Genomic DNA, 24,271 nt, shown 5'->3' on the forward strand with positions numbered 1-24,271 from the left:
CAGGCTATACTATGTTCTATTCTATATCTTCCCCCGATATCCCTTTAAAAAACAAAGCCGGTTTTGTCGAATCGGTGGCAGTTACGCGCGGATCAGCGTCAGGGCTGCGACCGAGCGGGCTCCGGATTTTTTCAGAATATGGGCTGCATGGTGAAGTGTTGTTCCGGTCGTGTACAGGTCGTCGACGAGGACATAGTCTGCCCGATAAACCTCGGCACCGTCCGACAAGGTAAACAGCGGCTCAGATTCCATCCGTTCCTTCCGGCCAAGCCGGCCAAGGTTCCGGGCCGTTGTCTTTTCAAGCAACTGGACAAACGGAATTCCAGCCTGCACCAGCAGTTCCTCCACTTGCGGAAACGTGCGCTCCGCAAGCCGTTCCTGATGCATCGGCACCGGCACCGCCGTACGCCCTTTCAGGATGGGCACCTCCCGGAGCTTGTCTGAAAAAACGGCGGCCAGCGCCGCGTCTTTGAGGAATTTATACTGGCGGAGGTAAGTTTTCATTGCATCGTTGTAGGTATACAGAGAAATAGCGGCATCCAGTGCTCCTTCATATGGCGTCCCCTTCCAGTCTTCGAGCGGGGGCCTGCGGCCATCCGGTTCAAACTTTGCTTGGCATGGCACACAAATGCCGCTTTTCCCACGGTCAGAGAACAACCCGGTCCATGTAGGCGGCCTGGAGACCGGGCTGTTACAGAGCAGGCATTCCAACGAGCTTTCCCCCTTCCCTGTTCAGCTGTCTGATTTCGCGCACCGCCGAATCCATCTCTGGCGTGATGCCATGGTGGAACAGGACGACGTCCCCTCCGGGATACTCCGATGACCTTCCTGCACGACCGCTGATCTGAATGATGGCCGATCGGTCAAATATTGCATTTTCCGAACCGACGATGGCGATCTGAAGCCTGGGAATCGTGATCCCGCGCTCCAGGATGGTCGTCGTCAGAAGTCCGGGAATCCGGCCCTCACGCAATGCCAGGACGAGGCTGCGCCTGTCCGGATGCGATGCATGCACTGCACCGATCCCAGTATCAAGATGGGAGAAAAGCGGGAGACTCTTTTCCATGAGGGAGACGGAAGGAAAGAATACAAGAAAAGGTGCTTTCTTCTTTAGGCACTCTTCAGTCCAGACTCTCAATCGCTCCGGTAATTTTCCCGATGAAATCTTTCTTCGGTAACCGAAAAGCGGCTCAGAGCGGGGCTCCGGAAGCGGATACCCGTGAAAGCGCACGGGAATCACAGACTTGCCGCCATCTTTTCCGATTTCCGACAAAATGGCGGATGAAGGAGTCGCCGTGACGACGGCGAGCACCCCTCCGGCTTTAAGTGACTTCTTGACAGCCTGACGCAAAGTTTTGTCATACGAGTAAGGGAATGCGTCCGCCTCGTCAACGATCACAACGTCAAATGCTTCTCTGAAACGATACAGCTGATGCGTTGTCGCAATAATGAGCCCGGGAAAGCCCTCCGGCTCGCCGGAACCGCTATAAAGTCCGTGAATGACCGAGCCGCCGACCGCCTCTGTGAATCTTGGCAGAAGTTCCAGAACCACATCGGTCCGTGGTGTGGCGATGCATACCCGCTTCCCTTCCGACAGCAGCCGGTGTACCGGCCTGAACAGAATTTCCGTCTTGCCTGCCCCGCATACGGCGTGAAGGAGGTGTCTTCTGCCGGCAAGCAGGCTCTCTTGCAGCTCTGCAGCGGCCCGTTCCTGCAGAGGGGTAAGCCGGCCCTTCCATGTCAGTTCCACACTGCCGGAAGACGGACGGTCGGGACCGCACCAATAAAGCAGCTCATCGCACTCTGCCACGCGTCCCATGTTCAGGCAATGCCGGCAATATCGGCAGATTCTTCCGCATTTCCTGCAGTTGTATGCATGGAAATGACGGGGATTCTCCGTAAGGCAGCGATTGCACCGGAAGATCATTGCCCCGTGCCACTTCCTGACTGTTGTGACGCCGGGTATCGTCCCGATAAGGCCATCATTGATCAGCTCGGTGACCGCACCTTGTCCAAATGGCAGAAGCTCCCGTAACCAAATGCGGCCCTGCAAGAATTCCTGTATATCCTGAATAGCAATTTCACACCTCTCCGGTCAGAATTTTCCGAACCATCAATCCTCAAAAAATGACCGCAGGAACGGTCACTTTTTCACCCATCCGAGACCCATCGCGCCTTCCCCCAGGTGGGTGCCGATTACAGGGCCAAAATAGCTGACTACAAATTCAACGTCCGGGAATTTCCGGCTCAATTCCTCCCGCCACGCTTCAGCATCTTCAGCGCGGTTTGCATGGATGATGGCCGCTTCAAGATGGCCTTTGCCAGCATCTTGGGCAAGCAGTTCAGCAATTCGATTCATCGCTTTTTTGCGTGTGCGGATTTTTTCGAACGGGACAATCACTTTATCTTTGAAATGCAGCAGCGGCTTAACCTGCAACAATCCGCCGATCAGTGCCTGCGCGCCGGAAAGCCTGCCGCCCCTCTGCAGGTGGGAAAGGTCGTCCACCATGAAATAGGCACGGAGGGATTTCTTCATTTCTTGCAGTTCCGTCATGATCGCTTCCGGCGTGGCATTGTTCCGGGCCATCTTTGCCGCCCTCAATGCATAGAATCCTTGGGGCATACAGGCAATTTCGGAATCAAACACATGAACATCCAAGCCTTCAACAAGTTCCCCGGCCTGAACTGCGGAGGTAAATGTGCCGCTGATGCCGCTAGAAAGTGTGACAACGACCGCTGCATCAAAACCTTCTTTTTTCAACGCCTGGAAACAATCAGCAAATTTACCGATCGGAGGCTGGGAAGTTTTGGGGAGTTCGCCTTCCCGCACAAAATCATAGAACCGGTCCGCTTCGAGGCCGACTTCTTCCTCGTAGACTTTCCCGTCAATGGTAACGCTGAGCGGAACCATCCGGATACCCAGCCGATGGCGTTCCGGGCCTGGCAAATAAGCGGTGCTATCGGTCACGATGGCCGTTTTCATTCTATCTACCTCCGTTGTCCCCATTCTACTAAATTCCGACAAAAAACGGAATCAATTTTAAAGCCCGGGCAGAGAAAACCGCCCGGACTCCAGAAAATCATTGCCCCGGCGCATTGCCGACATAATAGATTTCCTTGACCTTCCATTCGCCGTCTTGCTTGGTGAACACGGTGACCTGCCGCCCTTTTTCAGTTTTGGAGTCACCGGTCTCTTTTTCGACGAGTGTCGTTTCCATATTAGCGAACAGTTGCGCTTCCGTTTCTTCAAAGGAGACGATTGTCATGTCAGACGGCGTCCGCTCGACTTTGGCGAATTCGGAGGCCATCTGCTCCAGCACGGCCCGTTCCTGGGCTGGATCATATGCGCCTTCGCCTGTAGCGAGAATATCCAGATAGCCGTCGATCTCTCCATTGTTGAATGTGTTGATGTAGCGGTCAAACACCTCGAGAATGGCCGCTTTTTCTTTTGCCGGAACGCCCGCTGCTTCCTCGATCGAGCCGTCGTCCGTCATTTCAAATCCGATGGCCCCGTCTTCCGCTCCATGGCCGATCGCTGACTGCTGCCCGGCGGGTGCATTGCTTTCATCAGTTGAGTTGGTGTTCCCGTCCTCTTTATCGCTGCAACCTGCCAAAAGCAGGAGAACCGCAGCCGGAGCAAGGATCCATTTTAATTTTGTCATGTTGTTTCCCTCCTCGCTTAGTTTGGCACAGGAAAGGATTCCGATGCAAAGGATTGACGTTCCGATACCTTGACGCAACGGTGGCGAAAAGGTTCGGGCTATTATGTTTATTTCAGTGCAACAAAAAACCCGGACTAGTCCGGGCAGTCGTTTTATCTGGTCAGCGAACTTCCACCCAGCCGTTTTTGATGGCGGTGACGACAGCTTGGGTCCTGTCGTTGACATTCATTTTCTGGAGAATGCTGGAGACGTGGTTTTTGACCGTCTTCTCCGAAATATACAGAGATTCTCCGATAGCGCGGTTGCTCTGTCCGTCCGTGAGAAGCTGAAGCACTTCGCATTCCCGCTTCGTGAGCAGGTGATACGGGCGCCGGATTTCGGCCTGATGAAATGAGCCAAGGTGCTCTTTCGCACTCAGACGGCGGAACTCAGCCACAAGATTCTTTGTGACTTTCGGATGAAGATACGAACCGCCTGCCGCAACCACTTTGATGGCCTGGACAATGGCATCTGCATCCATTTCCTTCAGCATATAGCCCAATGCGCCTGTCTTCATCGCATGGGTCACATACGACTCGTCGTCGTGGATGGAGAGGATGATGATCTTCGCTTCCGGATGGGCAGCCATCAGCTCGCCTGTCGCTTCAATGCCGCTTTTTCCCGGCATGTTGATGTCCATCAGGACAACATCAGGACGGTGCTGTTCATAGAGTCCGATCACTTCTTCCCCGTCGGATCCTTCTGCTACTACATTGAATGTTTCTTCAAAATCCAGGATTCGCTTCACGCCTTCGCGGAAGAGCTGGTGATCGTCGATAATAATAATGTTCGTCAATCTGATTTCCCCCCTGCGTCTTTTTCTGTTGCGCGCTGTTCATGCGGAAGGGTCAGAATCACTTCGGTCCCTTCCCCTTTCTTCGTCCGGATTTCAAATTCCCCTTTTAAGAGGGCCACACGCTCGGTCATGCCCTGAAGTCCGAATGAGGCATCCCCGGCCTCTGACGGGTCGAACCCGGACCCGTCGTCGGTGACACTTGCCCTGATCCAGTTTTCACAGATCTCGATCCGGACATCGATCACATACGCTCCGCTGTGCTTGATTGCGTTCGTGACGGCCTCCTGTACAAGACGAAAAACAGCCACTTCGGTTCCCTGCGGAATCCGGGCGTTCGTGCCGTTTGATTCAAAGGTAAAGCGCATATCCGGATGGTAGTCTTGCATTTTCTCCACGTACTTGCTGAGCGCAGGCACAAGTCCGAAATCGTCAAGAACCATCGGCCGGAGATCATAGATGATTCGCCGGATTTCAGAAAGCGTGTGCCTGGCGAGTTCTTTCGTGAAACTGAGCTGGTCCAACCCGGCATCCATGCCCTTGTCGTTGAATACGCGCTCAACAAGGCCCAATTGCATCACCAGGTTCGCCATCATCTGGGCAGGGCCATCATGGATCTCCCGCGCAAGGCGCTTCCGTTCTTCCTCTTGAGCCTCTAGCACTTTCATACTGAAGTGCTTGCGCATTTTGGCAGATTCAAGTGCCGGGCCGATATCCTTCAGATCAGATGTCAGATATTTGGTCACTACGTTCACATGCCCGGCCAGATGATCCGCACGTTCCATCGAATCCTCGTATGTGCGGACACGGTTCTCGAGATGGCGCTTCAAATCGGTCAGCTGGCGGATTTTCGTGCTGTTCAGCATGAATTCCAACTGCACTTCATGTGCGGAATCATATGCTTCACGTACTTCGTCATTTGTATAGTCAGCAAAATGGATGGAGACATGCTGAAGTTTTTCCCTCGCCGCCAGGGAAGCTGCCGACAGCTTTTCCCCTTCTGTTATTGCCCGGGAAATTTCTTCATCTGTCTTTCTCAAGTCTTCCTTCAGCTCTTCAAGCTGTTGGCGGCTCTCTTCATTAATAATAAAGATATCATGTTTTGACTGGTCAAGCGATCGGACCATCGAGCTGAAAATGGCGTCAAGTGCATGTATGTCTACTTTATCTACAGGCATTTTCTCTATCCCCTCATCATCCGGAACCGGTAATTTCCGGCATTTGAGTTTAGACTCTGTTTATTATAGCATTACAGCAATTGAAATATATTAAAAATACATTACAGCAAGGAGGCCGATGACATGAGAGACGATTACCGCACTGTGAAGGGAAACGGAGAAAGCGAACTCAATATAAAAAAATCCCGCTTTATCGGCCATATCGCACGTGCCGAAACGGAAGAAGAAGCGTTGTCATTTATCGCGCGGATCAAACAAGAACACCACTCAGCCACACATAACTGCTCCGCCTATCTGATCGGCGAACATGATCAGATCCAAAAGGCCAATGATGACGGCGAACCGAGCGGCACAGCCGGCGTGCCGATGCTTGAAGTGCTGAAAAAACAAAACCTGAAAGACACCGTCGTGGTCGTGACACGCTATTTCGGCGGCATCAAGCTTGGCGGCGGAGGACTGATCCGCGCTTACGGCAGTACGGTCTCCGAGACGCTGAACCACACAGGAATTGTCGAACGGCGTCTGCATCACCTCATGGAAGTGACAATTGATTACACTTGGCTGGGAAAAGTCGAAAACGAACTTCATTTGTCGCCTTATCCATTGGATCGCCTGGACTATGCCGAATCCGTGTCGGCTTTTGTCTATGTGCCAGCCGAAGAAGAAAACAAATTCCGCGAATGGATCGCGAATCTGACAAACGGCCAGGCCACTGTCGGATTGGAGCGAAAAGAATTTCTGGAGTTCGACGTATAAATCAACTTTCTATTTTACGAAGGGGTTTGCAAATAGTATAATGTGTGGGATTGGCAATTTTAGCAGAGTAGTTAAAGGGTAAATGAAGTCCGTAAACTCTGACTTTCCCGGAGGCAAATTAATGAAAAGAAAAGAATACAGAAAAAGAAAGCATGCTCCCAAAAAGAAAACACTTTATAAAGTGTTGGGAATTCTGGGCATAGCTGTTTTACTTTTTGCCGGCACTTATACATTCTATCTATACAAAAAAGCTCAAAACGCTGCAAATCAGGCCTATCATGCCAGGGATGGCTCAGCTTTGAGAGAAGAACAGATCGAGCCCTACAAGGATAATGTCTCCATCTTGTTTATCGGCGTGGATGATAGTGAAACCCGAAGTGATATGAATAGCCGATCAGACGCACTGATGTTGGCGACTTTAAACAATAATGACAAGAGCATTAAGCTCTTAAGCATTCCGAGAGATTCGCTCGTATACATTCCTGAAGTCGGCTACCAGGATAAAATCACTCATGCGCATGCTTTCGGAGGGGTGGATGCTTCGATAGAAACTGTTGAGGAACTGCTTGATCTCCCCGTCGATTACTTTGTAAAAATGAATTTCAATGCGTTTATTGATGTCGTAGATGCTCTGGACGGAATCACAGTGGATGTTCCGTATGAACGAGTTGAATTGGACGAAAACGATAAAAAGACCATCCACCTTAAACCGGGTCTCCAAAACCTTGACGGACGTCATGCGCTTGCCCTGGCAAGAACACGAAAGGCCGACAACGATATTGAAAGAGGCAAGCGCCAACAAATGATCCTGACAGCCATGATAGAAAAAGCAGCTTCGGTTTCTTCGGTCGGTAAGTACGGAGAAGTCATTGATGCATTAGGAAACAACATGACGACTGACTTGTCGTTTAATGACATGAAAGCGATGATCGCTTATTTAAATAACGGATCTCCTATGATAGACACTTATACACTTGAGGGTTACGACGATAGCTCGACCGGAGTGTATTACTGGAGACTCGATGAAGAGTCCCTTCAAACTCTATCCGCCAATTTACGGAGCCACCTTGAACTGGATACACCTGCCGAGACTCAGCCGTGATCATGGATCAAAGCGATTGTACAATCCCGGGCTACGGATTATCTAAATTCCGTGGCCCGTTTTTTTATGCCTATGGATCAATCGGAATTTTACTATATAAAAATGACCCCGGCATAAACCGGGGTCATCCTTTTGCCTGAATGAGGCTATAGCATTTTGTGTAACTATTATTTCCTCTGCCTGACCAATCCAAGTATTGGACGGTAATTTTTGCCTGCCAGCCCCAATGTTTCCACAATAAGCTCCATTACCAGAAGGATAATGACCGTTATCACCAAAGCTCCCCATACCGTTGCCTGGGAAAATAAGATGGCCGCCCCGCCGAGCAGAATCGAGCCAACATAAATCAACAGCACGGATTGGCGATGCGAGAACCCGGTATTAATCAGGCAATGGTGGAGATGCAACATATCCGGAGCTGAAATCGGCTGATTGTTCTTGACTCTGCGGATGATAGCAAAAAGTGTATCGAGTATAGGGATCCCAAGAATAAGGATCGGGATGACCAACGAGATGATCGTGACATTCTTGAAGCCCAGCAATGCAAGTACAGAGATCATGTACCCCAAGAACAGCGAACCCGAGTCACCCATGAATATTTTGGCGGGATAAAAGTTGTAAAACAGAAAACCGCCGCAGGATACAGCCAACAGAACTGCCATGACAACAACAAACGAATCTTGCATGATGACTGCCATCACTGCCAATGTGCCGGAGGCGATCATTGACACGCCGGCAGCCAGACCATCCAGACCGTCAATCAGATTGATTGCATTAGTAATCCCGATAATCCATAGAAAGGTCAACGGGATGCTCAAGTAACCAAAATCCAACTGGCCTCCGAAAGGCAGATTAATAAATTCGATATGAAGACCGCCGAATATGATTACAATGCCGGCTGCGATAAATTGAAAGAATAGCTTTGCCTTGGCTGTGATATCCAGCAAATCATCGAGCACCCCTGCAATGGTGATCACCAAGGCACCAATCAAAATGGGCAGGAGATCCTCGTTAGCCGGTTTCGCTATCAGCAACCCGGTCATAAAGGCTGCTACAATCGCAAGTCCCCCAAGCCTTGGAACATTACGAGTATTAATTCTTCTATAATTCGGTTTATCTATAGCTCCCAGTAAAACGGCCAACCGTTTTACAAGCGGAGTGTACAGCAATACCGCGATCAGCGTTACCAGTACTGCTATTATCATTTTTACCTGCCTCCCGCGAACCGCTATAACATTCGAATTAATTATACCACTTTGCTTGAAATGTTAACCCATTGTTAACTCCTTGTAAATAGACGAATACATTCGCGAAAAGTTTCAGTTGCCGTTTCGGCAGTACAAAATTGGGGAACTGTTATTAAAACAATCTCAATTAGGAGGCGTTTCTGATGGGAAAAGACAATCAGGAATTCATCAACAAAGCTAAAGATTCCCTAGAAGAGCTGGCCGGAAAGACAAAGGAGATTTTCGGTGATATAAAAGAACATCTCGAGACGCGGACGGATGGGAATTCAGGGCATGATCACGATAGCAGTGAATGGAGCAACCAGGACCGGAAGCATGCAGCCGGTGAATTTGAATTTCAGTCACGAAACCAATACCAGAACGGCGCGCAGCTTGATGCCGTCCCTGATTTCGGCAGCCAGGCTTCCAATGAGCAGGAAACGGCTCCGGAATGGGCATCCCGCTACTCAGAGCAGCAGCCGGTTTCCGACTTCACGGAGCTGGGTGCTGCGGGAGATGATGCGGCCGTCGAAGATGTGACCGAAGGGAGCCGCGCCGACTATGGGACAGAGGCCGTTTACGGCGATCCGACAGGGCGCTATGACGGCAACGAAGCCAACATGCTCAGTGACAGTGAACGGCGGTCCCGTTATGAAGAACAGGAGCCGGTCGATAATTTCCTCGATGATCCGCAAGGACCGGAACATCCGCGACTCTGAGACTGAGCCCCAATCCAAAAGGATCCCGCAGGCAATGGTTGCTTGCGGGATCCTTTTGGTCAAGCTGTGAGGTTGTCCAAATCGGTAATGATGGTGACATCCGGATGTCTTAACAGCGCAGTAATCGGATACTCAGCCGTTTCTTCGCCTTTGACAAGCTGCTCCAATGCATGCCGTTTTTTCTCACCGAAGGCGATCAGAATAATTTTCTTCGCTGAAAGAATCGAGGAAATCCCCATAGTCAATGCTGTTTCAGGAATCGCGGACCGGTCTTCAAAATACTGGCTGTTGACGCCGAGTGTAGATTCCGTAAGTTGAGTCAAATGAGTGATGGACGTAAACGGCGTGCCCGGTTCGTTAAAAGCGATATGGCCATTTTCGCCGACGCCGAGGAACTGAAGGTCGATGCCCGCACCACGAAGACGGGCCTCATACTCCTCGCATTCTTCTTCGAGGTTGTGTGCCTTGCCGTCAGGAATATTCGTTTCCTTGAACGGTTTCCTGCTGAACAGATGATGGTTCATGAACCAGGCATAGCTGTTCGGATTGTCAGGGCCCAAGCCGACATATTCATCCAGATTGAACGAGGTGACATCCGAAAAGTCCAGATCCGAATCGGCCCATGCCGCATAAATCGGCTCCATCGTGCTTCCCGTCGCCAGTCCGAGCACTTCCAGGCCGCCAGCCAATTCCTCGCGCATCCGCTCGAGGACAACTTCCGCTGCCTCTTTTTTGTCCGCCACTTTCACATACCGAATGTTTGCCATATGCTTCACGTCCTTTTTGTCTGGTCCGCGTGGGACCGTTATTGAGCCAATCCGGTGTTCGCTGCCCGCTCAACCGCTTCGGTCACAGCCACATGCACGTTCGGATCAAGCGGATGCGGGACAAGGTCGCCTTCGCGCGTGCTGTCAACAATCGCCTGAGCAGCGGCAATCAGCATCGGATAGGTGATTTCTTTCGCCCGTGCATTAAGAGCACCCCTGAAGATACCAGGGAATCCAAGCACATTATTGACGAGACGGCCATCCGCCGCGAAAGCCGCTCCTGCTTCCAGCGCCTCATCCGGCCTGATTTCCGGATGAGGGTTGGACAATGCCAGGATAATCTGTCCTTCCCTGACCTGCTCTTTCTTGATCAGGCCCTGCACGCCTGTAGTGGCTACGACGATATCGCTGTTCTCCATGATTTCATCGACAGTAGAAACGACGGTTCCTCCGCTTTTCCGGAGGCGGTCCCTCGCATCCTGGCTCAAGTCACTGCCATACACTTCTTCCACCCCGTAAGCCAATAGCATCCTGCAGATGGCAAGCCCCGCCGCGCCAAGGCCGATCTGGCCGACCTTTGCTTTCGCGAGGTCGACACCGGCTGTCCGGCAGGCTGAGAGAATTGCTGCGAGCGTGACAACGGCCGTGCCGTGTTGATCGTCGTGCATCACCGGGACATCAAGCTCCGCCTTTAGACGGTCCTCAATTTCAAAGCAATGGGGAGACCCGATATCTTCGAGGAGAATCCCGCCGTATCCTTTGTGGATGTGCTTAATCGTCTCAACGACTTGATCCGGATCACTCGTATCGAGCAGAATCGGAACACCGCTGATGCCGACGAACTGATCAAACAGGGCGGCTTTCCCTTCCATGACCGGCATTCCTGCGACCGGACCGATATCACCGAGTCCCAGGATGGCAGTCCCGTCCGTGACAATTGCGACCGTATTGCCGATGCCCGTAAAGTAGTGGGCTTGCTCGGGATCCTTCTCGATCGCCTTGCAGACGTTCGCCACTCCTGGTGTATAAACACGGCGCAGGTCACCGAGGGAACGGATTTCCCTCCGGCTGCCCATGTGGATCTTCCCTCCTTCATGGGCTTTCAGTACATCATCCGATACGGCATGGATCATGATGCCCCCGCCAAGCTGGCTTATTTTTTCAACGACACGTTCAATATGTGCTTCGTCTTCAAACTGGACAGAAATGTCCCGGATCGTTGAATGGGTCCCGATTTTCAATGTTTCAATGTCTCCGAGATCAGCCAGTTCAGAACCGATCACAGAGACGACTTTTGCGAAATTCCCCGGCACTTGCGGAATTTCGACGATAAGGTTTCTGATGACGCTATATTCCATTGATGAGTTTCCCTCCTGATGCAACAGTGCCTCCTCATTTTACTATTGTGTCCCCGCAACGTAAACCGGAAGCCTCTTTTTCCCAATGCTCACCGACCTTTGTCTTCCCAGCATTCAGCTCCTTTAAGTCCTGGCACAGATGATGCATGGAATTCAGGATTCAGCCCCTGGCGTCTCTGCGCCATGAAGTCACCAAGCACTTTGTAAGCCACTTTACCGAGGAGCAGAATCGCAATCAGGTTGATGATGGCCATTGTTCCCATGAAGAGGTCAGCCATGTTCCAGACAAGCTGGACCTGTGTCAGAGAACCAAACATGACCATGCCAAGAACACCGAACCGATATACCGTCAGCCATTTCCTGTTGGCGTTGATGAACTCAATATTCGATTCACCGTAATAGTAATTTCCCAGAATTGAACTGAAGGCAAAGAAGAAAATCGAGACGGCAATGAAATAAGGGGCCCAAGAACCGACGAGCGCATCGAGAGAAGCCTGGGTGAGGACAATCCCTTCCTGCTCCGCCGTGTCATAGACGCCTGCCAGAATGATCATAAATGCGGTTGCCGAGCAGATGATGATCGTATCGAAAAACACACCGAGGCTCTGCACAAGGCCCTGTTTGGCAGGATGGGAAACACTGGCCGTGGCAGCGGCATTCGGCACGCTCCCCATTCCCGCTTCGTTGGAAAACAGCCCCCGCCGGACGCCTTGCATGATGGCAGCCCCTACTGCTCCCCCTGTTGCCTCACGAAGTCCGAATGCTTCTGAAATGATGAGAGAAAACATGGCCGGCACTTCATCGAGATTAAGGACGAGCACAACCAGGACGACCACCAGATAAATCACTGCCATAATCGGCACCAGGAACTGTGTGACACTCGCAATCCGCCTGACCCCGCCGAAAATAACCACTGCGGAAAGTCCGATCAGCAAAAGACCGACTGCCCAGTCGGGGATGGCGAACACGCTGCTGAACGATTCCTTGATGGTATTGGCTTGGACCGCATTAAAGATGAATCCGAATGAAAGGGTCAGCAGGATGGCGAAGACAATTCCCATCGGCCGGTTTCCGAGGGCTTTCTCCATGTAATAGGCAGGGCCGCCGCGGAACGTATCACCATCCTTTACTTTATATACTTGTGCCAATGTACTTTCGATAAAAGCGGTCGCCATTCCGACCAAGGCAACCATCCACATCCAGAACACCGCACCCGGCCCTCCGATTCCGATCGCCAATGCGACGCCGGTCACATTCCCTGTCCCGACACGCGATGCGGCGCTGATGGCAAATGCCTGAAAGGGAGAAATCCCGTCTTTGTTGTCTTTTTTCTCAGTGATCAATCTGAGCATTTCCCCGAACAGCCGTACCTGTACAAACCTCGTCCTGATCGTGAACCATATCCCTACACCGAGCAGGACATAAACCAGGACATATGACCAAAGCAGGTCATTTCCTTTACCAACAATCCATTCTAGCGCTTCCTGGAACATTTCACGTTCACCTTCCACTTATGTATTGGCCGTTTGGCCCACTTTCCCTCTATGTAAAAAGAGAGGTCGGCTGCCTTGATCGGCAGCCGCCATCCCTCTATCAACTTATAGAAAGCGCTCTCTGTGCCGCTCATCAATCCGGTCACGTGTGACATTGGACTCATAATTGTCAATGACCGGTTCCACTTCCTCTCCGAATGGAGCAGGCCCCAGGTTAGGGTCCGCACCGGGGGCGGGCACCCCGCCGTCAAAACCGTTTTCATTTACCAGTTCATCGGGAATCCTGCCACCCGAAGCAGCGTTGCTGCTGCTCCGGTCCAACTGTTCCTCCTTGAACTCTCTGGCATCAGGTCCGATGCTGACAGATCCCTCATCAGGCGCACGTCCGATTCCTGAGGAGTTCACGCTGCCATCGTCGATACCGACAACACTGCTGTCGCCATTGTCCGGAGCACGGAACGTATCATAACCATCACGGTCGCCTCCGGTACCCGCGAGACGTTCATCAGGCTGTGCCTCCCCGATATGGCCGTCTTCTGCCGGCCTGCCTTCCCTGACCGCTTCTTCACGATCTTCCGCATTGTAGAAGCCGCGCTGCTCAGAAGGATGCAGATTGTCTTCAAGCAGTGCGTCGGACGGCATGGTCGCGCTAGTCAGATCTCCGTCGAGTTCCGGTGATGGCGGATCGGTCCGTCCGGTTTCCATGAACGGACCGGCCGCTTTAGGCTGACCTGCGTAATGGGCGTCTTCCAACGGGCGCTTGTTTTGCTTCGGATCAAATTCATCGTTCATATCGTTTCCCTCCTGTCGGGTCGTACATTAAAAGTACCCGATATCCGGGAGACCGAAACGGCACTGCAAAGCCCAGACAGGCCTTGCGTGCAATCGGTTGTCAGAAACCGTATGCCGTCAGTGTTTTGAAAGTAGAGTGTTGTTCTCTTTTTACTTAACGGTCTTTGGTTTATTTTATTCTATCGTTCCCTGGCATACAAAAGCGGGCACTCTCCTGTCGCAGAGTGGCCCGCTTTTATCATTCAAAATCAGCTGTTATTCAGGCTTTCCGGGTTTTTCAGGCTTTCCCGGTTTTGCTGGCTTGCCCGGTTTATCGGGTTTGCCCGGTTTATCAGGTTTGCCCGTTCCCGGCGTCTCGCCTTTTGGCGGCTTCCGTTCGATGGTGACTGTCTCAGTGGTTTCGTGTCCGCCGAGATCGACTACTTTGAATGTGTAATCGAACTTGCCTTCAACGAGCGGGATGTCCACTTCGATTGTCTCATCGAAGCTTTTGCTGCCGTAAGGTTCGCTCAGATCATTGGCGAACACTTCGCTGTCATTCACATACAGTCGGATGTCATCGAAAAGATCCTTCACATGGACCTGTACGGTAAGAGATTCTTGTTCAGTTTTCTTAGGAAGCTTCGAGTTGATCGAAAGCTGTGCTGCTGTCGCATCGACGAAGAACCTGCGGGCGATTGACATCTCATTGCCATGCTCATCTGTAGCGCCCACCTTTACCGTCTGGAATCCTTCTTCCAAAGTGATGGTGTGTGAGAAGTTTGTGCCATCGAACTCAGATACAGCTTCTCCGTTTACCGTAACGGAAGCGATTGCGGATTCATCTTCCACGCGGCCGCTAACAGTGACTTCATTCGTATCATAAACGGAGAAGTTAGTCGGCTCATCGATGTAGATCACTGGCCGGTTCTGTTCTGCTGGTTGTGTGGAAATGTCGTACTCTGACACATTCTTTGCCGCGTCGTAAACCCGTGCTTTCAGCTCGTCGTCCTGATCAGCTGCAATCTCGAATGCGGTCTCGCTGATTGGCAGCGTCTCGACAGTCTTGCCGTTTAAGATGATTTCCCAGACGTCCGCGCCTGTTCCCTCGTCCGAGAAGCCGCCTGCAGTGACGACATCGGTTTCCGGATTGTAGGAGAAGTCTGCTTCAGGAGCCACTGTGTCCACTTTTACAGGGAACTTGATTGACTGCCATTCAGCACCCTCAAAGTCGATGACCGCCTTGAGCTCGATGTAATATTGGCCGTCTTCCGCGGGCTTGCCGTTGATCTTGCCGTCCCATGCATAATTCATGCTGTACGTGTATGGAAGCAGCCCGCTTGCCGGATTGTTTGCATAGTGTTTACGGAGATCAGCAGCCGTCCTGATTGTACGGACTTTCTTTCCTTCCGTATCAAGGACGTTCACTTCCATCTGCTTGGCATTGCGGAGCAGCGAGTAGACCGGTGTTACCTCGTCGCGGATACCGTCGCCGTTCGGCGAGAAGCCAAAGCGATCAGAGTTGAAGGTATCATCAAGATCTCCTCCGCCTGTAATCAGGTAGCCCTGTTCATCCGCCAGTGACGTCATGCCCCAATAAGTACGCCCGTCCCACGCAAAGTGGTCGAAGATCGGCGCTTGATCCCAGCCGCCGCTGAAGCCGAAGAACGGTACAGAAAGCGGAACATTGCCCGAGATGTCTTCATTCGGATCTTCCAGGAAAACGTAACCATCCACAAAGTAGCCGTTCGTGAAGATCGACTTCAGATCATCCACACTCGAAAGGTCAATCGAGACATCAATTGTCGCTGTGCCTCCGGCTGGCACAGTTACGGTCTCAGGAGCATCAATGGCCACTTCTTCTGTCAGGACCATAGACCCGATGAGGTTGGATGCCGTCACAAGAGTACCACCGGCATTGACCGGCTGGTCTGCCTGGACTGCTGCAGAAACGTGATATGTCTTGTCTTCATCAGAGAAGTTTTCAGCTGTGAGCGACAGGGTGATCGAGTTGTCATGGATTTCCTTCAGCGCCACTTTTGCTTCATCGGTCGCCGAGTCGGTTACCATGACATCCGTATGGAGCGCGTTGGCAAGCTGCATCAGACCGGCGCCTTGGCGGCGGGGAGAAACGTAATCGCCGTTTTCTTCATCGAATACGACCGGATTGGCCGTGTTCATGAGGAGTTTCTTGGCGAATTCGGAACGTTCGCGGCCAGTCAGGCCGAACTCTTCATCAACGCGTTCGAACAGGAGCGCTGCTCCGCCCGCCACGTGTGGAGCAGCCATCGATGTGCCGCTCATAATTCCGTACTGGTTGTTTTCAAGTGTTGAAAAGATGTTGCCGCCAGGAGCGGTGATTTCCGGTTTGAAGTCCAGGTTCGGCGTTGGCCCCCAAGACGTGAAGTCACTCATCTGGCCTGCTTTGGCATTTGGCGTATCGGCATACTCACCGTCAAATGTGACCGTCACCGATTCACCGGCCTTTGCTGCCTCTGACATCACCTTTCCATCTGTCTGCAGGATTGACATGTATGGAATTCGGATCGCCGGGTCGGACGCCATGTTGATCGTTCCAGGTGCATTGTTGTAGATGATGACACCGGTTGCACCGGCAGCTTGTGCATTCAGCCCTTTTTCAGTGAAGGGAATGTCACCTCTTGAAATAAGAGCGTATTTACCCGTGAAGTCCTTGCCTTCGAAGTCTTCCGGATGACCGAATCCGGCATCCGCGATTTCAAATGTCTTTTGTTTTTGGTCAAGCGGATCAACGTCGTTTGCGAGCAGATATCCGCTCCGCTGTTCTTCACCGCCGCCGATCGAGTAACCGAAGCTCATCGAGCGAACGTAGTCATTCTCAAAAGAAGCAACCCCGAGAGAATCCTTCGAGACACTCGGAGACCCTGTAACCCCATAATCCTGGTTTTCCACGTAGTTGTAGAAGTAACCATCCCCGAAGAGCGCGGAGTTGCCGGCTGAAATGGCAACCAAGATTCCATTTTCGACAGCGCGGGAAACCGCCTGCTGTTCCGGGCTTGTTTCATCGACGTAGCCGGCAGTGGAACCAAGGCTCAGGTTCAGGACGTCCGCGCCAAGCTGGATGGCGTCATCCATCGCCTTAACGTATACGTCACCGTATGTGGATGGGTAGTCCGGATCGTTGCCGAACACTTTAAGCGCGAGGATTTGTGCTTCAGGGGCGACCCCTTTCACACCGCCGTTCTCCTCATCACCGTTTGCCCCAACGGTTCCGGCCACGTGCATGCCGTGCATGGAGGCATCCGGCGCGATATCGCCGATGATATCGTTTTCATCCATGTAGTTGTAGCCGAACGGAACTTTTGGGGTGTAGTATTTCCCGCCCTGCAGGGTACCCGCGGCCAGTTCTTTCCCGACTTCCGCTTTCGTCAGTTCGCCCGTGGCCGGATCCGTGAGCACCATGTCACGATGTTTTGGATCCATGCCGGTATCAATGACGCCGACAATCATGCCTTCTCCCTTGAATCCGTACTCTTCCCAGAATCGCTGGGCCTGTACGAGATCCTTGGAAGAAATCATTTCAGGCTTTTCTGCCGGCCGTTCGTATTCAGTTGTCTCATAGACCGCCTTGACGCCGCTCAGGCCGGAAAGCGCCTTCACTTCTTTCGCCTTCACATTAGCCGAGAATCCGTTGAACACCGTCGTGAACCGGTTTTTCACTTGCATGCTCGGAGCTTTTGCCTTCGCGTTTTTCAGCACATTTTGCTGTGCCGATTTCAGTTTCTGTTGCGTTTGTTCTTTCTGGAACTTGGTCAGGTCCTTATACAGGACTCCTCTGTTCGTCGCTTCCTCAATCGCCGGTTTTTCAGTTAACTCGACGATGACCCGCACCTCTTCCTCCGGCTTTTCCGGATCTTCCAGCCGTTCAGGCAGTTTCGGCGCAGGCTTTTCCAGCGCCAGCTTGCCCGAAGTCGGCAAATTTCCTGCCGACGGAACCGCTGCGAAGGCAGCTGCGCTGAATGAAAGGACGAACGCGAGTGCCAGAAGCAATGCCCGCTTCATCATTTTCAAGCCATTTTCCCCCTTATAACCCCAAATTTTCACTCGCTGATAGAGTGGCAATTATGAATTTATCATTATATTCAAAAAACAGGAATATGCCAGAAGTATCTATTGCGATATTTTTTAGGTAATTTGACCTACACAAATAAGCTTGGCGGTCTATCAAAGAAAGACCGCCAAGCCACTATCCATATTTCATTTGCCTGTTCGCCATTACTTCTGCCGTAATCTGATGCGTACAATCGCTGCCAAGTAGGCGGGAAGCAACAGGGCCCGCTTCCATCTTGAGGGTTGCTTAATAATCCGGTAAAGCCACTCCAAATTAAGCGTTCTCCAAATCTTGGGCGCCCGCTTTACGGTCCCGGAGAGCACGTCGAAACTTCCCCCGACACCCACAAAAACACCTTTACTGAAATTTGGATAGTGATGATCAATCCATTTTTCTTGCTTAGGTGCCCCCAAGGCCACAAACACCAAGTCCGGTGTGGTTGCTTCTATTTGTTTTGCGACTTCTTCAGGTGAACTCGTATATCCGTCACTATATCCGGCAATTGACACCCCCGGATAGGAATCCTTGATGACAGTATGAAGTTTTTTCAAAACTTCAGGCTTCGCTCCATAGAGGTAGACGCTAAAGTGATTCCTTGATGCCAGATCCAAAAGTTCCTGCATCAATTCAACTCCTGGGATCCGCTCTTTCAATGGATGTCCGAGTATCTTGGATCCTATAATCAGACCGATTCCATCTGCAACTACATAATCGGCTTCCCGAACTGCTTTTGCAAAGGTCAGATCCTTATTGGCCATCATGACAATTTCAGGATTCGCAGTGACCAAAAATTTGCGCTGATCGTATTTGATCGATTCAGTAAGCTCGTTTATCAGTTCTTTTTTAGTAAAGTCATCTATATCTACATTTAGGATTTTTATTCTATTCAATGCTGCTCCACCATCCGGACAAAATGATTACTTAGAAGCTGTTTGCTCCCAGAACCCCATCATACCACTTTACCGGTGTTTATTTGCACACTGGCTTTGTCGCGGAAGTTTGTGTATTCCCGCGCAGCTTCCGGACGAACGTGCCGAGCCGCTCCATTCCCTTTTCCAATTGCTCCATGCCGGCGGCATAGGAAATTCGGATATGGCCTTCTCCGCACAACGTAAACGCACTGCCATGCACGACCGCTACTCCCTCCTCCTCGAGTGCTCGGATCGCGAAGTCTTTTGAAGTTATAGGAAATTCCTCAATTGAAGGAAATGCGTAAAAAGCACCGGTCGGACGGACGTGCGGCAGTTGCATTTCCTTTAGTGCGGCGGTGATGAATGCCCTTCTCTTGATATAGGTCCGGTTCATCTGTTCCGGCGCTTCGGTGGATCCCGTATACGCCTCGATTGCGGCATATTGCGAAGGGGTCGGTGCACAGATGGCATTGTACGCATGAATTTTCACAATGTGCTGCATCACTTCTGACGGACCGAACAGGACGCCGATCCGCCAGCCCGTCATCGAATGGGACTTGGACAAACCATGAATGAGGAACAGCCGATCGCGCAGCGCAGGGTAGGACCCGAATGACCGGTGAGGTGCATCGAACGTATTCTCGGAGTAAATATCGTCGGACAGGATAAAGAGCTCATGCCGGGCGAGCACTGATGCAAGCTGGTCCATCCGGTCTTCCGGGATTGCAACGCCGGTCGGATTCGACGGGTTGTTAAAGATGACGACCTTCGTCTGAGGAGTGATCATCTTTTCAAGTGTATCCGCGTCCGGGACAAACCCGGTCTGCCGGGTATCCAGATAAACCGGAGCCGCGCCGGCCAGACGGATCAGCGGCTCATAGCCCGCGTAGATCGGCACAGGGATGATCGCCTCATCACCCGGCTCGAGAATCGTCCGGAGCACTGCGTCCATCGAACCGCTCCCGCCCCCGGTGATCACCGTCTCGGTCACCGGGTCGTAGCGGAACCCGTACTTTTTGCCGTAGTACACGGCCGCCGCCTCCCTCAGCTCCGGCAGCCCCGCATTCATTGAATACCCCGTCGACCGCTTCCCGATTGCCTGTCGGGCCGCCTGCTTCACCTCATCCGGCGGCGGGAAATCCGGCTGTCCCACCGTCAGATTCACCGCCCCTGGATGCGCCGGCAGCCGGTTCGACATCTGTCTGATTCCCGATAGCGGCGTTTTTTCCACCAGCGGATTGATTTTGAGCGCCATTGTGTTCATCCTTTCTGTGTCAAAAATAGTGTATGAGAGTGTCCTCGGCAGATAGAAGATGAAACGTTGACTAACCGGGGTGAGAGACGGATATCCGCCTCCTCGCTAAGCGGCGGCTCGTGGGGATCCAATGTGGCGGCTCCTCTCCGGCCGGAGGGGGATCGAAAACTGAAAAAAGCGTCCGGCTTCGTTTCCTTTACCATAGGCGAAGGCGAGCCGTGACGCAATAGTTGAATTTTAAATTTTTAGAATTTCCTTTGACGGAGAACCGGATCCATGATGTAAGTTGATATGTAACGTGTCATCCAGGTATGTAAACGTCTCAATATACTATGTCAACGTCTCGATAAAGGATAGCAACGTCTCAAACTAGGTGAACGCCTCACCCCGTCTCGCCACCTGCAGCACCTTCCCCCGTTTTTTCCTTCGCACGCCGCTTCCGCCAAAGGTCTTCCACCGCTCCGGATCCGAAAAGGACGCCGGTGACGATAAGGATAAGACCGAGAAGATGCCGGATGGTAAGGGCTTCGCCAAGGAACAGGGCGGAGCCCAGCAGGGCGACGAGGGTATTCAGGTTCATGAAGATGGCCGCTTTCGTCGGGCCGGCCTGGCCGACGGAATAGTTGTAAAGCATATGGCTGATGGCGGTGCCGAACAGGGCGCTAAGACCGAAGATCAGCCAGAATGTCGGCGGGACCTCGCCGAACGCAGCAAGTTCACCGGGTTCATTGAACAGGCCGATGACAAACAGCGTGGAACCGCCGATAAGGAGCATATATGCTGTCAGAAGCCTTGGGTCGAGCGTCTTGGCTGCTTTGGCGACAATCAGGAAGCTGAGCACCTGGACGGCGATGGACAGGAAGATGAAGCCGTCGCCTTTCGAGATGTCCGAGAGCCCGCCTCCTGCGAGGACGACGGAGCTGACGCCGATGAGTCCGAGCAGGACGCCGAGCCATTGCAGCCTGGACGGGAACACCCGGATCAGAAGTGATGAAAACACAGCTGTCAGAAACGGGCCGGTGCCGAGGATCAGAGCGGCGTTGGTGCCGGACGTCAGGGTCAGCCCTGTGTTCAGGAAGTAGTGGTGGCCGACGACGTTGAGCAGCATGCCGGGAATGATATAAATCCACTCTGTCCGGTGCGGAAAACGGATGAGTTTCATGGCGGAAAGGATGATGAAAACGGCGATGCCTGCGGTGAATATCCGGAGGGAAGTCATCGTGACCGGCCCGACAAATCCGAGGAGATACTTCAGCATCGGGAGATTCAGCCCCCACATGAACATCACGAGCGTCAGCATCAGATAAATCTTCCACATGGGCCTGTCTTCCTTTCCTTTGCCTGCAAGGCAGGGTCTGTCATCGTTGTAAGTATATCAGACCTGAAGGAAGCCGCCGCAGAAAAAAAGCCTGCCGGTTCGGCAAGCGGTTTAACTGATGATGCTAAGGCAGTGCTGATAAAGCTTGGCTGTAACCAGACAGTCACCGACGGCATCGTGTGCGTCGTGTTCGAGTTCCAGATAGCGGCTAAGTGTCGTAAGTTTGTGATCTGGCGTTTCTGTGATTACTTTTCGTGACAATCGAACCGTGTCGATGACCGTGTATTCCGGTATCGGAATACCATATACCTCCTCGATGGCATAGAGGAAGCCCATATCGAATGCGGCGTTATGCGCGACAATCGGGAGATCCCCGATAAAACCGATTAATTCTCCAATCACTTCGTCGATCATCGGTGCCTGCTTGACGGCTTCGTTCGTGATGCCGGTCAGCCGGGTGATCGCCGGCGAGATATGACGTTTCGGATTGACAAGCGTCTCGAATGTTCCGATGTTCTTATGGTCCGTAAATTTCACAGCACCGATTTGGATGATCCGGTCCGCACCTGAGCGGAATCCGGTTGTTTCGAAATCCAACACGACATAGTTGGCCACTTTCCTTACAGATGTTTTATATCTTCTTGGCCGACGCGGTGGCCGCGCCTGTTTGCGTTGCGCTCGGATCTTTTCTTCCAGCAGAATTTCCACTTCCCGCCTCGAATTTACCATAGGTGTCCACCGCCTTCTTCTGTCTAGTACTCTTCTATTTCCGCTTTTGCAGCTTGGTAATCATATTGTAATACAAGTTCTGCACAGAAAAAAACCGTTCCGGAAGATTATCGGAACGGATTCTAACGGGAGGCGTACGCGTCAAATTGCTGGTCCCGGAGAGTATGTCAACGTTTCAGTGAACGATGTCAACGTCTTACTGTGGGAGTATGAGCGATCTCACTTATTCATTTTAGGCTGCTTCAGCGTGACATCGAGCGTTCCGTCTTCCTGCAGCTGCGCGAAAAACACCTGATCTGCACGGGCTACCCCGTGCTTTCCGATTTCCTCCAAAAGCCATTGCTCGCTTAGGCCGTATGACTTTAAATTCTTTCTGTTGACTCTCCCGTCCGCGATGATTTCCGAAGGCATGTGCTGTGAAGGGCCACCACCCGCCTTCACGTCTTTTTTGGTGGCAGGCAGTTGTGTGACTTTCTGCAGGACGCTCAGCGCGCCGTTTGTTTCCAGGACGGCGTACTGAACGTCTTTGACGGCAAAGACCCCGTTTTCCCGCAGCATCATGTTCAAGTCATCCAGATGTAGCTGGACGGATTTCATCGCCTGTTCATCTATCCGTCCATCTTTGATCACAATGGTCGGCTCATTGTCAAGAATCATTCTCGTACCGCCCCATTTCAAGGTGATATAGCTGAGCAGCACCGTCAAAAGCGCCCAAATGACAAGTGAGAGCAAACCATTCCAGAATGGCGTCTCGCTTTCTCCGGCGATATTGGCAGCAATCGAGCCGATTGTAATTCCGGTGATGTAGTGAAAAAACGTCAGCTGGCTCATCTGCTTCTTGCCGAGCAACCGGGTCAGAAGCAAGAGCGCAGCAAAAGATAATGTTGTCCGGAAAACCATTTCCCAAAAGTGGAGATCCCCCCACCCTTCTCCCCAGCCTTCAAACATGCGGACGCCTCCTTTCCTTCATTCTCTTATCCATCATGCCATTCCCGCTCAGCCTTTATTCACCAAAAAAGACCGCAGCACATATGTGCTGCGGTTCACTTTCCCATTAGATTACAGCGGGTCGTTGAAGCGGTCCCGGCTTGCCGGGTCCACCGTGTCGTCAAGCAGTGTGCGGTCTGTGGCGGCGGCTGATTCGTCAATCCGGTCACGTCCCGAAGTGAAGGTTGTTTCATCTCTAAGCGTGCTGCCCGTCGTGAAGCCCGTGTCTTCAATGCTGGCATTGCGGTCAACAAGAACGAGAATCTTGCCCTCGTTAAAGTATGTTTCGTAGCGCTCCGCTTCATCTTCCGGCACGCCCATGCCGATCAGTGCACCGGCAAGTCCGCCGACGCCCGCTCCAGCTGCTGCTCCGGTCAGTCCTGCGACGACCGGGCCTGCAGCAACGATCGGACCGATGCCCGGGATTGCCAAGGCGCCGAGACCGGCAAGCACACCGCCAAGACCTCCGAGCACGCCGCCGGTCGCTGCGCCGGTCGCTGCACCTTCGGCAGCCTGTGTGCCGGTCTCATCATGGATGGCTTCCACATCGTCATTGTTCTTCGAAATGACGGAAATCTCCTCTGAGCTGTAGCCTTGGCGTTTCAGATCCTCGATTGCATCGATTGCTTGCTGTTCGTTGTCGTAATAACCTACTACTCTACGTTCAGTCATTTTCCTAACGCCTCCTTTGCAGTCTAGTTTGTGGTTACCCGCTGAACAGAGCACTAAACACTGAAAGCCGTCCGAAATATCGGACGGCCCAGACTGTAGACAAAACGGACCCAAAAGAAATCTTTTTGGGTCCGTTTTGTCATTTTCGTGGATATTTCGCATGTTTTTTCCCATCCCCCCCTTGGAATGACCGGCCGTCAGGCCGGTTCCGGTGACTCCCAGGTCCAGCAGGCCAATCTTTTCAGATTTAAGGCAGCAAAAGTAAGCATCGCCTGCATGGACATTTTTTCCTTCCCGCGAAGGGTTGTCCATCGCATGCCACACTTTTCCTTGGCATCTCCGAAACCGCGCTCTACGGTCTCTTTCCGCCTTGCATAGATTTCTTTGTTCTCCGGGGTGAGCCGAATGGCCTCTGCATGATCGAGGTAGTCCTGCCAGATATGAC

General features: G+C 52.1%; 22 protein-coding genes. 3 read left to right on the top strand and 19 right to left on the bottom strand.

Annotated features, from left to right (window positions below; translation table 11 throughout):
• Window positions 1-81: 81 nt before the first annotated feature.
• From BLT01_RS06710 to BLT01_RS06735, 6 genes are all read right to left on the bottom strand, one after another.
• Window positions 82-624, bottom strand: coding sequence for a ComF family protein (locus BLT01_RS06710; RefSeq protein WP_125903314.1), 543 nt, complete (start codon window positions 622-624; stop codon window positions 82-84).
• Between the two features lie 67 nt (window positions 625-691).
• Window positions 692-2,053, bottom strand: coding sequence for a DEAD/DEAH box helicase (locus tag BLT01_RS06715; protein ID WP_245696884.1), 1,362 nt, complete (start codon window positions 2,051-2,053; stop codon window positions 692-694).
• 90 nt (window positions 2,054-2,143) lie between these two features.
• A complete protein-coding gene (locus tag BLT01_RS06720) occupies window positions 2,144-2,983 on the bottom strand; it encodes a DegV family protein (protein ID WP_092096138.1) in 840 nt (279 codons plus the stop codon).
• Window positions 2,984-3,080: 97 nt separating this feature from the next.
• Window positions 3,081-3,662, bottom strand: coding sequence for a Cif family virulence factor (locus BLT01_RS06725; protein ID WP_176765071.1), 582 nt, complete (start codon window positions 3,660-3,662; stop codon window positions 3,081-3,083).
• 160 nt (window positions 3,663-3,822) lie between these two features.
• The gene (locus tag BLT01_RS06730) at window positions 3,823-4,497 is read right to left on the bottom strand and encodes a response regulator (protein ID WP_092096144.1); all 675 of its coding nucleotides are present in this window, start codon (window positions 4,495-4,497) and stop codon (window positions 3,823-3,825) included.
• Window positions 4,494-5,672, bottom strand: a complete 1,179-nt coding sequence (locus tag BLT01_RS06735; protein ID WP_092096147.1) for a sensor histidine kinase — start codon at window positions 5,670-5,672, stop codon at window positions 4,494-4,496. Before BLT01_RS06735 ends, BLT01_RS06730 begins: the two co-directional genes overlap by 4 nt.
• Window positions 5,673-5,795: 123 nt before the next feature.
• On the opposite strand from BLT01_RS06735, the gene BLT01_RS06740 reads away from it, so the two are divergent.
• Both BLT01_RS06740 and BLT01_RS06745 read left to right on the top strand, forming a co-directional pair.
• Window positions 5,796-6,428, top strand: a complete 633-nt coding sequence (locus BLT01_RS06740; RefSeq protein ID WP_092096150.1) for a YigZ family protein — start codon at window positions 5,796-5,798, stop codon at window positions 6,426-6,428.
• A 121-nt stretch (window positions 6,429-6,549) separates the two neighbouring features.
• Complete coding sequence (locus BLT01_RS06745; RefSeq protein WP_092096153.1) at window positions 6,550-7,530, top strand: LCP family protein; 981 nt, start codon at window positions 6,550-6,552, stop codon at window positions 7,528-7,530.
• Between the two features lie 167 nt (window positions 7,531-7,697).
• Here BLT01_RS06745 and BLT01_RS06750 read toward each other — a convergent pair whose 3' ends face one another.
• On the bottom strand, window positions 7,698-8,735 hold the full coding sequence (locus BLT01_RS06750) for a glycosyltransferase family 4 protein (RefSeq protein WP_092096156.1): 1,038 nt from the start codon (window positions 8,733-8,735) through the stop codon (window positions 7,698-7,700).
• Between the two features lie 185 nt (window positions 8,736-8,920).
• Between BLT01_RS06750 and BLT01_RS06755 the strand changes: the two genes are divergently transcribed.
• Window positions 8,921-9,475, top strand: a complete 555-nt coding sequence (locus tag BLT01_RS06755) for a hypothetical protein (RefSeq protein ID WP_092096159.1) — start codon at window positions 8,921-8,923, stop codon at window positions 9,473-9,475.
• Between the two features lie 59 nt (window positions 9,476-9,534).
• Here the strand turns inward: BLT01_RS06755 and BLT01_RS06760 are convergent, their stop codons facing one another.
• The 12 genes from BLT01_RS06760 to BLT01_RS06815 all read right to left on the bottom strand — a co-directional run.
• Window positions 9,535-10,242, bottom strand: a complete 708-nt coding sequence (locus BLT01_RS06760; protein ID WP_092096162.1) for a glucosamine-6-phosphate deaminase — start codon at window positions 10,240-10,242, stop codon at window positions 9,535-9,537.
• Between the two features lie 38 nt (window positions 10,243-10,280).
• Window positions 10,281-11,600, bottom strand: a complete 1,320-nt coding sequence (locus BLT01_RS06765) for an NAD-dependent malic enzyme (RefSeq protein ID WP_092096165.1) — start codon at window positions 11,598-11,600, stop codon at window positions 10,281-10,283.
• A gap of 89 nt (window positions 11,601-11,689) precedes the next feature.
• Window positions 11,690-13,093: an alanine/glycine:cation symporter family protein gene (locus BLT01_RS06770; RefSeq protein ID WP_092096168.1), complete on the bottom strand. Its 1,404-nt coding sequence runs from the start codon at window positions 13,091-13,093 to the stop codon at window positions 11,690-11,692.
• A 105-nt stretch (window positions 13,094-13,198) separates the two neighbouring features.
• The gene (locus tag BLT01_RS06775; RefSeq protein WP_092096171.1) at window positions 13,199-13,885 is read right to left on the bottom strand and encodes a hypothetical protein; all 687 of its coding nucleotides are present in this window, start codon (window positions 13,883-13,885) and stop codon (window positions 13,199-13,201) included.
• A 255-nt stretch (window positions 13,886-14,140) separates the two neighbouring features.
• Window positions 14,141-17,908: a S8 family serine peptidase gene (locus BLT01_RS06780; RefSeq protein ID WP_245696887.1), complete on the bottom strand. Its 3,768-nt coding sequence runs from the start codon at window positions 17,906-17,908 to the stop codon at window positions 14,141-14,143.
• A 210-nt stretch (window positions 17,909-18,118) separates the two neighbouring features.
• Entirely contained in the window at window positions 18,119-18,844 is a 726-nt protein-coding gene (locus BLT01_RS06785) for a WecB/TagA/CpsF family glycosyltransferase (RefSeq protein ID WP_245696885.1), read from the bottom strand.
• A gap of 79 nt (window positions 18,845-18,923) precedes the next feature.
• Window positions 18,924-20,120, bottom strand: a complete 1,197-nt coding sequence (locus tag BLT01_RS06790; protein ID WP_092096177.1) for an aminotransferase class I/II-fold pyridoxal phosphate-dependent enzyme — start codon at window positions 20,118-20,120, stop codon at window positions 18,924-18,926.
• A gap of 382 nt (window positions 20,121-20,502) precedes the next feature.
• The gene (locus BLT01_RS06795; protein ID WP_092096179.1) at window positions 20,503-21,438 is read right to left on the bottom strand and encodes a DMT family transporter; all 936 of its coding nucleotides are present in this window, start codon (window positions 21,436-21,438) and stop codon (window positions 20,503-20,505) included.
• 111 nt (window positions 21,439-21,549) lie between these two features.
• Window positions 21,550-22,167, bottom strand: coding sequence for a 3'-5' exonuclease (locus BLT01_RS06800; RefSeq protein WP_092096182.1), 618 nt, complete (start codon window positions 22,165-22,167; stop codon window positions 21,550-21,552).
• Window positions 22,168-22,386: 219 nt separating this feature from the next.
• Complete coding sequence (locus tag BLT01_RS06805; protein WP_092096185.1) at window positions 22,387-23,115, bottom strand: YetF domain-containing protein; 729 nt, start codon at window positions 23,113-23,115, stop codon at window positions 22,387-22,389.
• A 111-nt stretch (window positions 23,116-23,226) separates the two neighbouring features.
• Window positions 23,227-23,826: a general stress protein gene (locus tag BLT01_RS06810; RefSeq protein ID WP_092096188.1), complete on the bottom strand. Its 600-nt coding sequence runs from the start codon at window positions 23,824-23,826 to the stop codon at window positions 23,227-23,229.
• Window positions 23,827-24,023: 197 nt separating this feature from the next.
• Window positions 24,024-24,271, bottom strand: a 248-nt coding sequence (locus BLT01_RS06815; RefSeq protein WP_143020586.1) for a transposase, incomplete at its 5' end; no start/stop codon positions are given.

Origin of the sequence: Bhargavaea beijingensis (assembly GCF_900101985.1) — a bacterium.
In the GTDB taxonomy this organism is placed as follows: Bacteria; Bacillota; Bacilli; order Bacillales_A; family Planococcaceae; genus Bhargavaea; species Bhargavaea beijingensis.